The sequence below is a fragment of the Flavobacterium sp. XN-5 genome (genome assembly GCF_008033395.2).
Taxonomy (GTDB): Bacteria; Bacteroidota; Bacteroidia; order Flavobacteriales; family Flavobacteriaceae; genus Flavobacterium; species Flavobacterium hiemivividum.
The window spans coordinates 1,045,936-1,062,505 of record NZ_VOGZ02000001.1; the positions used below are offsets into that span (position 1 = coordinate 1,045,936).

Here is a 16,570-nt window from a genome sequence, read left to right on the forward strand (position 1 = left end):
TTATTGAACTAAAAATAAATAGGTTACAATGGCGCACATGCCGATAACAAAAGCAAAAAGGTAAAAACCGATACTTCCGCTTTGTAATTTTTTTCCTTGAAATCCTATTTCGTTGGTTACTTTCGCTAATCCAAAAACCATCGAAGTTAAAGTAGTCTCCACGTAGTCTCTAAAGAATCTTGATAAGCCATTAATTGATTTCACGAATAAAAAGTCATAGATTTCATCTACATAATATTTATCGTATAACACTTTTGTAAAACCTGTAATCTCTGCATCTTCTGCAGGAACTTGATTTTGCTTGATGTATTTTGCATAAGCAATAGCTATTCCAACTAATCCACCGATAACGGCAATAAACATCAATGCATATTCAGTTGTTCCAAAATGGTGTTGCTCTGTCGCTACTTTTGTAAATAAAGGTGACAGATAATTGTTCAACCAGCTATTAGTTGGTAAACTAATCAATCCACCTAAGGTTGCTAAAATTGCTAAAACAATTAAAGGAAACGTAATTAAAGTAGGACTTTCATGTAAGTGGCTTTTTTGTTCTGCAGTACCTCTAAATTCTTTGAAGAAAGTAAGGTATAACAATCTAAACATATAGAAAGCCGTCATTAAGGATGCTAAGGAAGCAATGAACCAAAGTATTTTGTTGTGCTCAAATGCCACTAATAGAATTTCATCTTTCGAGAAAAACCCTGAAAAAGGAGGGATTCCTGAAATCGCCAATGAAGAGATCAAGAAGGTAATAAATGTGATTGTCATTACTTTTTTCAATCCACCCATTCTGCGCATGTCTTGTTCTCCATGTAAAGCGTGAATAACAGATCCAGATCCTAAGAATAAACAAGCCTTAAAGAAAGCATGTGTGATAACGTGGAAAACAGCAACTTCATAAGCTCCTAAACCTAATGCTAAAAACATTAATCCTAATTGAGAAACGGTAGAGTAGGCAAGTACTTTTTTAATATCTGTTTGAACTAAAGCAATAGTTGCAGCTACTAATGCAGTAATAGCACCAACAATAGCAATGATGTTTTGAACATCTGGAGCTAAATCAAACACAAAGTTTAATCTTGTAATCATAAAGATACCTGCAGTTACCATCGTTGCAGCATGTATTAATGCCGAAACTGGTGTTGGCCCTGCCATCGCATCGGGTAACCAAGTGTATAAAGGTATTTGTGCTGATTTTCCACAAGCTCCAATGAATAGAGCAAAAGCAGCAACAGAAATCCAATACATGTTTAAATCTGTAGCGCCAGCGATAGCTGTTTTTAGTGTTGCATAGTCTAAAGTAGAAAACATTGCGCCAATGATGAAGATTCCAATTAATAAACCTAAATCTCCAATTCGGTTCATGATGAATGCTTTCTTAGCTGCGTCATTGAATTCTTGGTTTTTATGCCAAAAGCCAATAAGAAGATAAGAACAAAGACCAACACCTTCCCAACCGATGAATAAGACTAATAAGTTACTTCCTATTACAAGAGTAATCATGAAGAAAATGAACAAGTTTAAATAAGCAAAATACTTATTCATGTTCTCGTCATCATGCATGTAGCTGATGGAGTACATATGTATCAGTGCGCCAATTCCAGTTACAAAAAGTAACCATAAGATCGAAAGTTGGTCTAAAAGAAAACCAAAATCTACTTTGAAGTTACTTATTTGAATCCAATCAAATAACTGAATTTGGATGGCTTGTTGCGTTTGATTTATTTCGAGGAAAAAATAAACTGATAGTGCAAATGAAAGTGCCACTGTAAGGGTTCCAATTGTGCCAGAAGCTGTTTTTCCAACACTTTTGCCGAAGAAAACATTAAATAAAAACCCTAAAAAAGGAGCTAATAATAAGAGTAAAGCTAAATTCGTATTCATTATAATTTATCCTTTTAAGTTTTTTAAATTATTGATGTCAATTGAGCCTAAATTTCTAAATATGGAAACTAGAATTGCTAAACCTACAGCAACTTCGGCAGCAGCTACAGCCATCGAGAAAAAGACGAAAATTTGTCCTTGTGCATCTTGGTGATAAGTAGAAAATGCTACAAACAAAAGGTTGACTGCATTCAGCATAATCTCAATAGACATAAATACGATAATTGCATTTCGTCTGTATAAAACTCCAAAGACCCCAATACAAAAAAGTATCGTAGAAAGGAAAATGTAGTTTTCGATGCCTATTTCATTTAAAATATTGTTCATGTTATTTCTCTGTTTTTTCTTTTTTAGACAATAAAACCGATCCAATCATTGCTACTAAAAGTAAGATAGAGGCAAATTCAAACGGCACCATATACTCGTTTAATAGTACTAGACCTAATACTTTTATAGATTGGTAATCTTCTCCAGTGCTAATGTATTCGCCAACGATAGGTTTTGAATTTATGAAAATGGCAATTAAAACCAAGCTTATCAAACAAAAAGAAACAATAGCACCTAGTCTAGTAATTCTAGGTTTGTGAACTTCATTTTCTTTATTTAAATTCATCAACATGATGGTGAATAAAAATAAAATCATAATTGCACCAGAGTACACAATGATGTGCATTATGGCTAGAAATTGAGAGTTCAACAACAAATAATGCCCTGCAATTGAGAAAAAAGAAATTACAAGATATAAAGCACTATGAATTGGGTTTCTGCTATAGATGGTTAAGAAGGCCGTAGCTATAGTTACAGCTGACAAAACGCAAAATATAATAAGGATAGTCGACATTAGTTAGCGTTTTTAAGTTGTGTGTTTTTCATTGCGATATCTAAAGGCATCACTAATCTGTCTTTGCCATAAATAAAATCTTCTCTGTCATAGCTGGATTCAACTAGTGTTTTTGAAGTTGTCAAATAGATAGCGTCTTTTGGGCAAGCTTCTTCACACAAACCACAAAATATACAGCGCAACATATTGATTTCATAAATCGAAGCGTATTTCTCTTCTCTGTATAAATGTTTTTCGTCAGATTTGCGTTCTTCAGCTTTCATTGTGATCGCTTCTGCAGGACATGATAAAGCACATAATCCACAAGCAGTACAGTTTTCACGGCCTTGCTCGTCACGTTTCAACTGGTGCTGGCCACGGTAAATCGGACTCATCTCACGTACCTGTTCAGGATATTTAATGGTAACTTTTCTCGTAAACAAATGCTTAATCGTGATTATCATTCCTTTGATAATCGCAAGTAGATACATTTTTTCCAAAAAAGTCATCTCTTTGTTAGAGACTACTTTTTTTCTTCCAGATAAGGATATGGTTTCTATTGACATTTTTTTATTTTATTAGTAGCTTATTCCTGCTATTCTCTTCAATCTTTCATCCTGAACTTTGTTCAGGATGAAAGAATTTTCGTTTCTATCAGGGCTAGCCCTTTTTTACTCCTATTTAAAATCCTAAATAAATTGCTATTTCTGCTCTCAACATTACAATTCCTGTAATGATAATATTAAGGATTGATAATGGTATTAATATTCTCCATCCAAGGTGCATCAATTGATCGTATCTAAATCTTGGAATAGTCCATCTTACCCACATGTAAAGAAAAATGAAACCACAAATTTTGATAAACAATGCGATAATTCCAAGTACGTTAGCCAAGTTTACGCCCCAGTTTTCTACTGCCCAGCTCATTCCTGGATAGTTATATCCACCAAAGAATAAAACAGCAAGAATTGTAGAAGAGATAAACATATTTGCATATTCAGCAAATAAGTAGAATCCCATTTTCATAGACGAATATTCTGTGTGGTATCCACCCACTAATTCCGTTTCACATTCCGCTAAATCAAATGGCGTTCTATTCGTTTCTGCAAAAGCACAAATTAAGAAAATGAAGAATGATAAAGGTTGGTAAAAAACATTCCAATTCATACCAGCTTGTTGCATTGAGATTTCTCTCAAGCTCAAAGTTCCAGTCATCATCAATAATGCGATTAACGAAAGTCCCATTGCAACCTCATAAGAGATCATTTGAGAAGCCGCACGAACCGCTCCAATCAATGAGAATTTATTATTGGAAGCCCATCCACCTATCATGATTCCGTAAACACCAATTGACATTACACCTATAAGATATAACAAAGCGACATCAATGTCAGTTGCCTGTAAGATAATATCTCTCCCAAAAAGGTGAAATTTATCACCCCAAGGGATAACGGCACTTGTCATTAAGGCTGTTGTCATTGCAAGAGCAGGTCCTGCAAAAAACAAAAAGCGGTTTGGAGTATCAGGCTCAAATTCTTCTTTCGAAAATAATTTTAATCCATCAGCAAGGGGTTGTAATATTCCACCTTTTCCAGCTCTGTTAGGACCAATACGATCTTGAAGCCAAGCGGCTACTTTTCTTTCAGCTAATGTGGAATACATCGCCATAAGCATGGTGATTGCAAACACAACTAAAATAATAACGCTTTTCTCTATAATTATACTACTATCCATTTTCTAAATGTTACCATGTTTAAAATCTTCCTCTTCTTCTTTATCCAAAGGGATAGCAGGCATGCTTATTTTCTTACGGTCTTGCTCTCTACCTTTAAGAATTCCTTCTTCGGTTTCGATTACAACTGTTTCCAGTTCCTGAGTGTAATTATTTTGATTGATAACAGAATCTTTGTCAAATGCTCTTGGACCTTCAATAACCCAATGAGAAGGGTCTTTATGGTCAAAACGACATCCGTTACAGATGAATTCGTCAACTTCATGATAAACGTCTTTACGACCAGTAACTCTTTGTATTTCGTCACCAAACATCCAAAGTGTTGTTTTTCCTGAACATTTATCACAGTCTCTATGTGCATTGTACGGTTTGTTGAACCAAACTCTAGATTTAAATCTAAATGTTTTATCAGTTAACGCACCTACAGGACATACATCAATCATATTTCCTGAAAACTCATTGTCGATCGCTTTAGAAATACAAGTCGAAATGTTCGAATGATCTCCTCTGTCCATTACACCATGTACACGATTGTCTGTCAATTGATCAGCAACCATTACACAGCGGTAACAAAGAATACAACGATTCATATGCAATTGAATATTTGGGCCTATATCTTCAGGCTCAAATGTCCTTTTTTCTTCTATAAATCTACTTTTAGCTTTTCCGTGCTCAAAACTTAAATCTTGTAAATCACATTCTCCCGCTTGGTCACAAACTGGACAGTCGAGTGGGTGATTGATCAGTAAAAACTCAGTTACTGATTCTCTAGCTTCTTTAACTCTAGCAGAAGATTTGCTGTTTATCTCCATACCGTCCATGCATCCTGTTACACAAGAAGCCATTAATTTTGGCATTGGTCTTGGATCTGCATCACTACCTTTTGCAACTTCTACTAGACAACAACGACATTTACCGCCGCTACCTTCTAATTTAGAATAATAGCACATCGCTGGTGGCACAGATTCTCCACCTATCTTACGTGCTGCTTGTAGAATGGTTGTTCCTGGTTCTACTTCAATTGCTTGACCGTCTATTGTTACTTTCATTTCTTACTTTTGTTTTTTTAGTTTAAAGTTTGAAGTTTCAGGTTGCTACAATTGAAACTAAAAAAAAACTTGAAACTTGAAACTATTTTAAACTGTTTGTTTTGTTACTAAGTGCTTTACTTGAGCAAATGGTTCTTCAACAAAATGGTTTCTATTTTTTATTTTTTCTGGGAAACGAACGTGATATTCAAATTCATCTCTAAAGTGACGAATAGCTGCTGCTACTGGCCATGAAGCTGCGTCACCTAATGGACAAATTGTGTTTCCTTCAATTTTACTTTGAATACTCCATAGCAAATCGATGTCTTCTTCACGTCCTTGACCATTTTCAATACGCCATAAAACTTTCTCTAGCCAGCCTGTACCTTCACGACATGGTGAACATTGTCCACAGCTTTCATGATGATAAAAACGAGCAAAGTTCCAAGTGTTACGTACGATACAAGAAGTATCGTTATAAACGATGAATCCTCCAGAACCTAACATAGAACCAGTTGCAAATCCACCATCACTCAAAGACTCGTAAGTCATCAAACGGTCTTCACCATTTGCTGTTTTATAAATCAAATCAGCTGGCAAAATTGGCACTGATGAACCTCCGGGCACTAATGCTTTCAAAGGGCGGTCAGAACTCATTCCGCCTAAATATTCATCTGAATTCATGAATTCGTAAACGCTAAGTCCCAATTCAATTTCATAAACACCAGGATTTTTCACATGTCCTGAAGCCGAAATTAATTTAGTTCCAGTACTTCTCCCGATTCCGATTTTTGCATATTCATCACCAGAATTATTTACAATCCATGGCACTGATGCGATAGTTTCCACGTTATTAACTACTGTAGGATTTGCCCATAAACCTGAAACTGCAGGGAATGGTGGCTTGATACGAGGATTACCTCTTTTTCCTTCCAATGATTCAATAAGAGCAGTTTCTTCACCACAAATGTAGGCACCGGCACCACAGTGAACATAAAGTTCTAAGTCGTATCCTGTTCCTAATATGTTTTTACCTAACCAACCAGCGGCTTTCGCTTCTGCAATAGCTCTTTCTAGGATTTTGTAAACCCACATGTATTCTCCACGAATGTAGATATATGATAGGTTAGCACCCAAAGCAAAACTTGAAGTAATCATTCCTTCGATCAATAAATGAGGAATAAATTCCATCAAGTAACGATCTTTGAAAGTTCCCGGTTCAGACTCATCTGCATTACAAACTAAATGCCTTGGTTTTCCTGATTTTTTATCAATAAAACTCCATTTTAATCCAGCAGGAAATCCAGCACCACCACGACCACGAAGTCCTGATGTTTTTACTTGCTCAACAACTTCGTCTGGAGTCATTGATTTCATTGCTTTTTCTACAGACGCATAACCGCCATTCTGGCGATATACTTCGTAGGTTTTTATTCCTGGAATGTTAATCTTGTCTAATAATATTTTTTTTGACATCTTATTTATCGTGTAATATTATTTTATCATCTCTACAATCAGTTATTAACTGATCGATTTTTTCTTTGGTAAGATGCTCTTTGTAAAAATCGCCAAGCTGCATCATCGGAGCATATCCACAAGCACCTAAACACTCTACACCTTTTACTTCAAAAAGTCCATCTGCGGTAGTTTCACCAATTTTCACACCTAGTTTTTCACAGGTGTAGTCCATTAGATCTTCCGTTCCGTTAAGGCAACATGGTGATGTTTGACAAAACTCAAACATGTATTTTCCAATAGGTTTTTGATTGTACATCGAGTAAAAAGAAACAACCTCATACACCTCAATTGGTAATATTTGGATGATCTCAGCTACCTTATCCATTAATTCGATACTCAACCAATTCTCGTGAGCATCTTGAACTTCGTGTAAAACAGGTAATAAAGCTGATTTTCTTTTATCTTCTGGGTAATGACTAATGAGTTCATTGATGCGATTCATCAATGTTTCGGTCATATTTATTTCTTGCTTGTAATGTGTTCTTTCCATCTTTCTTTTAAATCTGAAATCTAAAATCGTTATTCTTCAATCCTCAATCTCTAAGCGTCTAATTCTCCTGCAATTACATTTAAACTCGATAAAATTACAATCGCATCAGAAAGCAATGCTCCTTTTATCATGTCTGGATAAGCTTGATAGTATATAAAACAAGGTCTTCTAAAATGCAGTCTGTAAGGAGTACGACTTCCGTCAGTTACTAAATAGAAACCTAATTCTCCGTTTCCACCTTCAACAGGATGGTATATTTCCGCAACTGGAACGGGAACTTCACCCATTACAATCTTAAAGTGATATATCAAAGACTCCATGTTTGTGTAAACATCCTCTTTTGGAGGAAGGTAATAGTCTGGAACTTCAGCATGATATTCATTTCCTGCTGGCATTTTTGCCAAAGCTTGACGAATAATACTTAAGCTTTCCCAAACTTCTGCATTTCGAACGCAAAAACGATCGTAAGTGTCTCCAGATTTTCCAACGGGAACTATAAAATCAAAATCTTCGTATGAGCTATAAGGTTGTGCTACACGTACATCATAATCAACACCTGCTGCACGTAAGTTTGGACCTGTAAATCCGTAAGAAATAGCTTCTTCAGCAGTTATTGCTCCCACGTTTATGGTTCTGTCCATGAAAATTCTATTTCTTACGAATAGATTTTCAAATTCTTTCCAAGCAACTGGAAATTCTTCTAAAAATAAATCTAATTTTCTAAAAGCTTCAGGAGACCAGTCTCTTTCGAAACCACCAATTCTTCCCATGTTAGTCGTCAATCGAGCGCCACAAATTTCTTCGTAGATCTCATATACTTTCTCTCTAAATTGGAAAACGTAAAGAAACCCTGTAAAGGCTCCAGTGTCAACTCCTAAAATAGAGTTACAGATAAGGTGATCAGAAATTCGTGCCAATTCCATTACAATAACCCTTAAATACTGAGCACGTTTTGGCACTTCAATATCAAGTAATTTTTCTAAAGTCATCCACCATCCCATATTGTTAATAGGAGAGGAGCAATAGTTCATTCGGTCTGTAAGTGGAGTAATTTGGTAAAAAGGACGATTTTCTGCGATTTTTTCGAAAGCACGGTGTATGTAACCAATAGTTGGCTCGGCTTCTAAAATGCGTTCCCCATCCATCAACAGAATGTTTTGAAAAATTCCGTGCGTAGCGGGGTGAGTAGGACCTAAATTAAGAATAGAAAGCTCGCTTCCATCGTCATTTAGCTTCTCTTTCATGATTTTAGCATATCGATGCTCTGGTGGTAATAATAGTTCTGACATTTATAGAATGTGAAAAATTATATATTGTGTTTTTAGCAATTGTCTATTGTTCTTCCGAAGAAACGGTCGTCTTTATCTGTACGTCCACCGTCTTCTAATGGAAACTCTTTACGCATAGGAAATGAAACCATTTCATCCATGTTCAAGATACGTTTCAATTGTGGGTGGCCAATAAAGTCTACGCCGTAAAAATCATAAGTTTCTCTTTCCATCCAGTTTGCACTTTTGAAAATGTTACAAATTGTTTTTATTTCCGGTTTGTCGCCGTTGATAAAAGCTTTGATTTTCACACGTTTGTTATCATACCAATTGTGCATGTGATACACCATTGTAATTTGTCTGTCTACTTCATTATCTGGATAATGTATCGCACATAAATCAGTTAAAAAATTGAAACGCAATATAGGATCGTTTTTCAAAAAAAGAATGACCGCTGTGATTTTGTCAGCAGTAATTTCAAATGAAAAGATATCTTTTTCTTGATTAAAGTGAAAAACATTCTCGCCAAAGGTTTCCGTTAATTTATCTTGAATAACAGTATTTTCTAATGCCATGTCGTTATTTGATGTTATAAGAGGCCATTAATGCTTCGTACTCTGGCGAACTTCTTCTTCTTACAGATTCAGATTTAACCAGTTCTTGTAATTTCATTACGCCATCTAAAATTTGCTCTGGCCTTGGAGGACAACCCGGTACATATACGTCAACAGGAATTACTTTGTCAATTCCTTGTAACACTGAGTAAGTATCGAAAATACCACCTGAAGATGCACAAGCACCAACAGCAATAACCCATCTAGGTTCAGACATTTGTTCGTAAACTTGACGTAAAACAGGAGCCATTTTTTTCGAAATAGTTCCCATTACCAATAACATATCTGATTGACGAGGAGAAAAACTTAAACGCTCAGAACCAAATCGAGCGATATCATAATGTGCTCCCATGGTTGCCATGAACTCAATACCACAACAAGAAGTTGCAAAGGGTAAAGGCCAAAGGGAATTGGCACGAGCCAAACCTACAACATCATTTAGTTTTGTGGCGAAGAAACCTTCTCCAACATAACCTTCTGGTGCCTCAACTATTTTTATATTTGAATTACTCATCTTAAATTATAGATTATAGGATTTACGATTTAGGATTTTTCCTAAATGAAATCTTTTATTATAAATCGCATTCTTAGTTTTATTCCCACTCTAAAGCTTTCTTTTTGATGATGTAGAAAAACCCCACCAAAAGTAAAAGCATAAATATCACCATCTTAACCATTCCTTCCATTCCTAGCTCCTTGAAATTGATTGCCCAAGGGTATAGAAAGATAACTTCAATGTCAAAAAGAACAAACAATATCGCAACAAGAAAGTATTTTACTGAGAACGGAATACGTGCATTTCCTATACCTTCAATACCACATTCAAAGTTTTTACCTTTTACTACTGATTTTCTTTTAGGTCCTAATTTTCCAGAAACGAAAATAGTTCCTACTACAAACCCGGCAGCCAATAAAAACTGTAACAAAATCGGAATATAACTTAACTGATCAGATTGCATAATTAATGATTTAAATGTGCTAAAATTAGCGACAAAGATAGGTTTCAATGAATTAAAACACAAGTGTAATACGGAATTTAGTTGTGTTGAAAATCCAATTGCTTCCTAATTTTTAATGATTATAAATAATAAACTCAAATCTTATTTTTAGAAAGGAATTTTTAGAGTTGAAACCAAAAAAAAAACGTTCCGAAGTAAATCGAAACGTTTTAAACATTCGTAGCAAAAAATAATTTTTTGCTTAGATAACTGCTACTTTCGCAGCAACTTTTCCTTTTCTTCCTTCTTCTTCTTCATAGCTAACTCTGTCACCTTCGCGTAATTCTTCCGCGTTGATTCCTGAAGCGTGAACAAAAATGTCTTTTCCTGTTTCTTCGTCTGTAATGAATCCGTAACCTTTTGACTCATTGAAAAATTTAACTGTACCTGTACGCATTGTAATTGTAATAATAATTTATAATGAAGCAAATGTAATATTTATTATCATATGTTTGTTAATAAATATTCTTTTTTTTTGAAAATATTTGATTTTCAGCGTTTTCCACCATTAGTTACTGATAAAGTACTACAGATTCAATTTTATGTGAAGCTCTTTTAATTGTGTGTCATCAATAGCTGATGGAGCGTCAATCATGACATCTCTTCCAGAGTTGTTTTTTGGAAAAGCGATAAAATCACGAATGGTTTCCTGTCCGCCTAGAATAGCTACTAATCTGTCTAATCCAAAGGCTAATCCTCCGTGTGGTGGCGCTCCAAATTGAAATGCGTCCATTAAGAATCCAAACTGTTCTTTTGCTTGGTCTTCTGTGAAGCCCAGGTATTTAAACATAAGTTGTTGTGTCGCTTTGTCGTGAATACGAATAGAGCCACCTCCAATTTCATTCCCGTTCAATACCATATCATAAGCATTTGCGCGAACTTTTCCTGGATCGGTTTCTAATAAATGCATGTCTTCCGGTTTAGGGGAAGTAAACGGATGATGCATGGCGTGGTAACGGGCAGTTTCCTCGTCAAATTCTAATAATGGGAAATCAACTACCCAAAGTGGTGCGAATTCGGCTGGGTTTCTTAATCCTAAACGTGTCGCTAATTCCATTCGTAAAGCAGAAAGTTGCGCTCTAGTTTTATCAGCAGGACCAGAAAGTACAAAAATCATGTCGCCAGCTTTTGCTTCGGTTGTCTTTGCCCAATTAATTAAGTCATCTTGTTCGTAGAATTTATCTACAGATGATTTATAGGTTCCGTCCTCGTTGCATTTTACATAAACCATTCCTGATGCGCCTACTTGTGGACGTTTCACCCATTCGATTAAAGCATCGATTTCTTTTCTAGTATAACTTCCTGCGCCTGGAACTGCAATTCCCACCACTAATTCGGCAGTATTAAAAACTGGGAATTCTTTGTGTTGCGCAAATTTGTTTAGTTCGCCAAATTCCATTCCGAAACGAATGTCCGGTTTGTCATTTCCATAAGTTTTCATCGCATGCTCGTAAGTCATACGTGGAAATTTATCTACTTCGATACCTTTAATTTGTTTCAGTAAATGTCTTGTTAAGCCTTCAAAAACGTTCAAAATATCTTCTTGTTCCACAAATGCCATTTCGCAATCAATTTGTGTAAACTCGGGCTGTCTATCAGCACGTAAATCTTCGTCACGGAAACACTTCACGATTTGGAAGTATTTATCCATACCACCCACCATCAATAATTGTTTGAAGGTTTGTGGCGATTGTGGTAAAGCGTAAAATTGTCCTTCATTCATTCGAGAAGGAACAACAAAATCACGAGCTCCCTCAGGAGTTGATTTGATTAAATAAGGCGTTTCTACTTCGCAGAAATCCAAATCAGAAAGGTACTTGCGCACTTCCATTGCTACTTTATGACGGAATAATAAACTGTTTTTTACAGGATTTCTTCTAATGTCTAAATAGCGGTATTTCATTCGAATATCTTCACCGCCATCAGTTTCATCTTCGATAGTAAAGGGCGGTGTTAATGCTGCATTCAATATAGTTAGTTCTGTAACTAAAATTTCGATTTCTCCAGTTGCGATGTTTTTGTTCTTCGCTTCACGCTCAATAACGGTTCCTTTAACTTGAATTACGAATTCGCGACCCAAAGTTTTTGCTAATTCAAAAACTGATTTTTCAGTACGACCTTCGTCAAAAATTAATTGTGTAATTCCATAACGGTCACGTAAATCAATCCAATTCATGAATCCCTTGTCTCTAGATTTTTGAACCCAACCGGCAAGTGTAACTTCAGTATTTATGTGTGAGGCGTTTAATTCGCCACAATTATGACTTCTATACATTATCAAAATTTTAGATTATTCCATCTTTTCGCCTCTTTGGGCTTAGCTGCAAATTTAGAATTTATTATGAACAATGAATTGAGAAAAATGGTTTTTTAGTAACGGTAATTGAATATGTTAAGAATTTACAATGTTAAGCTTTCGTCTAATGTTACTAAATTGTTACCAAATTATGTTTTTAATGTAAAATTATTTATATATTTGATGAAGGAACCATTAAAACTTTACAAGATGAAAAAATATATAGTTATCGGAGCAATGTTAATCTCAGGAATGATTTTTGCACAGAACACCGCTATAAAACCTAAATTGGAAGCAGTTGGGAATTTAGTTAAGGCTACTTATGTATATGAGAATGGCCAAGTGAAACAGGAAGGTTTTTACAAAGACGGGAAACTACAAGGACAATGGTTATCCTTTGATGTAAATGGAAATAAAACTGCTCTTGCGGAGTATAATAAAGGACAAAAAGTAGGCAAGTGGTTTTTCTGGAATGGTTCAGTTGTAAGTGAAGTGGATTATTCAGATAATAGAGTTGCTTCCGTGAAAAACTGGAAACAAGATGCAATAGTTAATGTGGATTAATTAAATTTATTTTAGTAAAAAAAAAAGGCTTCCGGAATTTACCGGAAGCCTTTTTTTTGCTGCAAACAACTTGTCAAATACGATTTTTCAAAGGAAAGGCCGTCTATCCCATGTTTGGAAAGACGGCTTTTTCTATTTCAAATTTATAGTTAAAGTGTATGTTCAGGATTAAATCCATCTTCACTTAGTGCCTTTGGTTCATAATCAGCGACTATCAAAGCTTCAAAATCTGTTTTCTTACCTTTCGTAAACTTGTAGATCAATTTTTCCATGATTTCATAAATTACCGGAACGATAATTAAGGTTAGGAATAAAGAACTGATTAATCCTCCAATGATTACCCAAGCTAGTCCATTTTTCCATTCGGCACCAGCACCAGATGCTAATGCGATTGGGAACATACCAAAAGCCATTGCGATTGTCGTCATTAAAATAGGACGCAAACGAGCATGATTGGCTTGGATCAATGCGGTTCTAATGGTTTCACCGGCAGCTCTTCGCTGGTTCGTGTAATCCACAAGCATAATCGCATTTTTACAGACCAGACCAATAAGCATAATAACTCCAAGGATGGTAAATATATTTAAGGTGTTGTTGGTTAAAGCCAAGGCTAATAACGCTCCAATAAACGAAAGCGGAATTGCAAATAATACTACAAACGGGTGAACAAAACTATCATACAATCCTACCATTACAAGGTAAACCAAGATAATTGCTGCTAATAAAGCAAAACCTAAGGTTCCGAAACCTTCACTTTGATTTTCTTGATCACCACCCCAAATGTAGTTAACACCAACCGGTTTTTTCATTGTCGCTAATTTTGATTCAAGTTGCGCAACCACATTCCCTACTGGTACTCCAACAGTTTGTCCTTTTAAGGTAACTGATGCAGTTTTATCTCTACGCTCTAATTGACTTGGTCCAGAACCTTCTTTTACTGTCGCAAATTGAGACAATTTTATTTGTTCTCCTTTATCGTTTATAAAAATAAGATTACTTACATCATTGATGCTTTTACGGTCAAAGCTGCTGTATTTGATGTTGATGTCATACTCGTATTCACCCGCTCTAAATTTTCCGTCCGTGTTTCCGCTGTAAGCAGTTTGCATGGTCATACCTACAGTTTGTAGAGTCAAGCCAAGTGCTGACATTTTATCTCTGTCCACCTGAACATTAATTTCAGGATTTCCAGTTTCTACAGATAGTTTTACTCCCGTTGATCCAGGTATTTTGATAAGTTCTGCTTCGGCTTCTTTGGCAAAAACCATCGCGCTTTCTAGACTTGTACCCGTAACAATTAAGGCAATAGGTGCATCTTCAGCAGTTCCTAAAATACCTACTGGTACTGTTTTTACTTTGGCACCAACCAATATTTTTTCTAATTGCAGCTTCATTCTAGCGGCATAGACATAGGAATCATCTGTCCTGTCTTTTTGATCAATCATTTTTACATTAATCTCTGACTTGTATGCGGTAGATTGTGAAGCTCCCATTCCTTCGCTGGTTTCACCAACTTTAGTAATTAAACTTTTCACATATTCTTGTGTGTTCAAGAAAGCTTCTGCTTTTTGGGCCATGAAATTACTTTGTTCTAAGGAAGCATCTTTTGGTAATTCTATTTGAACCAAAAATTCTCCACTGTCTGATTTGGCAAAAAACTCTCCACCAATAAATCCAAATGGAACTAAAGCTACTGAGCTAAAGAATAGCACAAGGACAACAGCTAAAGTTGTTTTGTAATGATCCAAACACCATTTTAATAAATTAGTAACCCAATTCGTAAAACGAGTTAATAATTTTTCGAATCCAAGAATAACTCTACCAAAAGCATTTTTACCTTCAATATGTTCAAGTTTTCCAAAACGGGAAGACAACCATGGAATAATTGTAAAAGATGCTAAAAGTGAGAATAATGTCGAAATAATTACGGTAACACAAAACTGTGTAATAATATTCGAAACTAATCCTGTACTCATTGCAATAGGTAAGAATACAACAACAATTACTAAGGTGATCGAAGTTACCGTTGCGCCTATCTCGGCTGTTCCTTCATAAGCTGCACGAACCTTATTTTTCCCCATTTCCATGTGCCTGTAAATATTTTCTAATACTACAATGGCATCATCCACAAGAATACCTACAACCAGCGATAGTCCTAATAAACTCATTAAGTTTAAAGTATATCCCAAATAGTAAAACCCGATAAAGGTCGAAATCAAGGAAGCAGGAATAGCAACCATTACGATCAAGGAGTTTCTTACACTGTGCAAGAAAAATAACATTACAAACGCTACTAAAAATACGGCAATCAGTAAATCGTGAATTACAGAGTCTGCAGCTTCTAATGTAAATACCGAACTGTCGTTAGCGACATTCAATTTTACATCATCCTTTTTATAGTCGTTTTCTAATTTAGTGATGGTTTTATGTACTTCCTCACTAACCGCAACCGCATTAGCATCTGATTGTTTTACGATTTGTAAAATAATAGCACTTTTTTGGTCAACGCGAGCAATCTTTTCAGCAGTTTTTTGTCCATCTTGAACATCGGCGATATCGCGCAAACGTACTTGAATACCGTTGTTAGAAGAAACGACTAAATTTCTTAATTCATCTACGTTTTTATATTTACCCGCTAAACGAATCAATATTTTTTGATCGCGGGTTTGAATGTTTCCAGTTGGGAAATCTAAATTAGAAGATAGAATTATCTGCTGTACTTGCGGAATTGAAAGTCCGTAACCTTGCATTTTTATGGCATCAAGGCTAACTTGTATTTCGCGTTCTTGTCCACCAATAATATTTACCTGAGCGACTCCATTTACACGGGATAAAACAGGCGCTATTTTTTTATCAATTAAGTCATAAAAAGCGACTTCATCCATGTTACTATTGGAACCAATAGTCATAATTGGTAAATCACTTAAGGAGAATTTACTTAAAGATGGTGTTTTTGCATCGTCTGGTAAATCGCTTATGATGGCGTTTATTTTACGTTGGGCATCGTTGAGTGAAAGGTCAACTTTTGCTTTTGTGTTCAGTGTGATGGAAACCGTAGATAAACTTTCGTAAGAACGAGAGTCGATTTTTTTAATGTTTTCCAAAGAAGCAACTGCGTCTTCAATTTTCTTGGTAACTGTATTTTCGACCTCAGAAGGGGAAGCGCCAGGATAAATGGTCGCCACCGTAATTACATTTTGCTCAAATTTTGGTATTAATTCATAGCCTAATTGACTGTAGCTAAAGAGACCGCCAAGAATCAAAATTGTAAAGAGCACAATTACTAACGACGGACGTTTTATGGATATTTCTGCTATTTTCATATATAATATAATTTCAGGTTTCAGAGAAAAAATCT

Annotated in this window: 16 protein-coding genes; 1 reads left to right on the plus strand and 15 read right to left on the minus strand. The window is 35.6% G+C overall.

Translation table 11 applies throughout. The annotated features are described in order from the left end of the window. From nuoL to aspS, 14 genes are all read right to left on the minus strand, one after another. Positions 1-1,884, minus strand: coding sequence for an NADH-quinone oxidoreductase subunit L (gene nuoL / locus FQU23_RS04660; protein ID WP_147672793.1), 1,884 nt, complete (start codon positions 1,882-1,884; stop codon positions 1-3). Positions 1,885-1,890: 6 nt separating this feature from the next. Next, complete coding sequence (gene nuoK / locus FQU23_RS04665; protein WP_074723985.1) at positions 1,891-2,211, minus strand: NADH-quinone oxidoreductase subunit NuoK; 321 nt, start codon at positions 2,209-2,211, stop codon at positions 1,891-1,893. A 1-nt stretch (position 2,212) separates the two neighbouring features. Beyond that, positions 2,213-2,725: an NADH-quinone oxidoreductase subunit J gene (locus FQU23_RS04670; RefSeq protein WP_147672794.1), complete on the minus strand. Its 513-nt coding sequence runs from the start codon at positions 2,723-2,725 to the stop codon at positions 2,213-2,215. Then, on the minus strand, positions 2,725-3,270 hold the full coding sequence (locus FQU23_RS04675) for a NuoI/complex I 23 kDa subunit family protein (protein WP_147672795.1): 546 nt from the start codon (positions 3,268-3,270) through the stop codon (positions 2,725-2,727). Before FQU23_RS04675 ends, FQU23_RS04670 begins: the two co-directional genes overlap by 1 nt. 115 nt (positions 3,271-3,385) lie before the next feature. Continuing rightward, complete coding sequence (gene nuoH, locus FQU23_RS04680) at positions 3,386-4,438, minus strand: NADH-quinone oxidoreductase subunit NuoH (protein WP_147672796.1); 1,053 nt, start codon at positions 4,436-4,438, stop codon at positions 3,386-3,388. Between the two features lie 3 nt (positions 4,439-4,441). After that, entirely contained in the window at positions 4,442-5,485 is a 1,044-nt protein-coding gene (locus FQU23_RS04685) for a 2Fe-2S iron-sulfur cluster-binding protein (RefSeq protein WP_147672797.1), read from the minus strand. A gap of 87 nt (positions 5,486-5,572) precedes the next feature. Then, entirely contained in the window at positions 5,573-6,940 is a 1,368-nt protein-coding gene (nuoF, locus tag FQU23_RS04690; RefSeq protein ID WP_147672798.1) for an NADH-quinone oxidoreductase subunit NuoF, read from the minus strand. A 1-nt stretch (position 6,941) separates the two neighbouring features. After that, positions 6,942-7,472, minus strand: coding sequence for a complex I 24 kDa subunit family protein (nuoE, locus tag FQU23_RS04695; protein WP_132109860.1), 531 nt, complete (start codon positions 7,470-7,472; stop codon positions 6,942-6,944). Between the two features lie 50 nt (positions 7,473-7,522). Beyond that, positions 7,523-8,761, minus strand: a complete 1,239-nt coding sequence (locus FQU23_RS04700) for an NADH-quinone oxidoreductase subunit D (protein WP_147672799.1) — start codon at positions 8,759-8,761, stop codon at positions 7,523-7,525. Positions 8,762-8,793: 32 nt separating this feature from the next. After that, positions 8,794-9,315, minus strand: coding sequence for an NADH-quinone oxidoreductase subunit C (locus FQU23_RS04705; protein WP_132109862.1), 522 nt, complete (start codon positions 9,313-9,315; stop codon positions 8,794-8,796). A 4-nt stretch (positions 9,316-9,319) separates the two neighbouring features. Beyond that, entirely contained in the window at positions 9,320-9,868 is a 549-nt protein-coding gene (locus FQU23_RS04710; protein WP_132109863.1) for an NADH-quinone oxidoreductase subunit B, read from the minus strand. 79 nt (positions 9,869-9,947) lie between these two features. Continuing rightward, positions 9,948-10,313 carry an NADH-quinone oxidoreductase subunit A gene (locus tag FQU23_RS04715; RefSeq protein WP_147672800.1) on the minus strand — a complete coding sequence of 122 codons (366 nt, stop codon included), beginning with the start codon at positions 10,311-10,313 and terminating at the stop codon, positions 9,948-9,950. Between the two features lie 241 nt (positions 10,314-10,554). After that, complete coding sequence (locus tag FQU23_RS04720) at positions 10,555-10,749, minus strand: cold-shock protein (protein WP_007137066.1); 195 nt, start codon at positions 10,747-10,749, stop codon at positions 10,555-10,557. A 129-nt stretch (positions 10,750-10,878) separates the two neighbouring features. Then, positions 10,879-12,627, minus strand: a complete 1,749-nt coding sequence (gene aspS / locus FQU23_RS04725; protein ID WP_147672801.1) for an aspartate--tRNA ligase — start codon at positions 12,625-12,627, stop codon at positions 10,879-10,881. A gap of 231 nt (positions 12,628-12,858) precedes the next feature. Here aspS and FQU23_RS04730 point away from each other — a divergent pair, with 231 nt between their 5' ends. Further along, entirely contained in the window at positions 12,859-13,212 is a 354-nt protein-coding gene (locus FQU23_RS04730; protein ID WP_147672802.1) for a toxin-antitoxin system YwqK family antitoxin, read from the plus strand. A gap of 149 nt (positions 13,213-13,361) precedes the next feature. Here the strand turns inward: FQU23_RS04730 and FQU23_RS04735 are convergent, their stop codons facing one another. Continuing rightward, the gene (locus FQU23_RS04735) at positions 13,362-16,535 is read right to left on the minus strand and encodes an efflux RND transporter permease subunit (protein WP_147672803.1); all 3,174 of its coding nucleotides are present in this window, start codon (positions 16,533-16,535) and stop codon (positions 13,362-13,364) included. Positions 16,536-16,570: the final 35 nt, after the last annotated feature.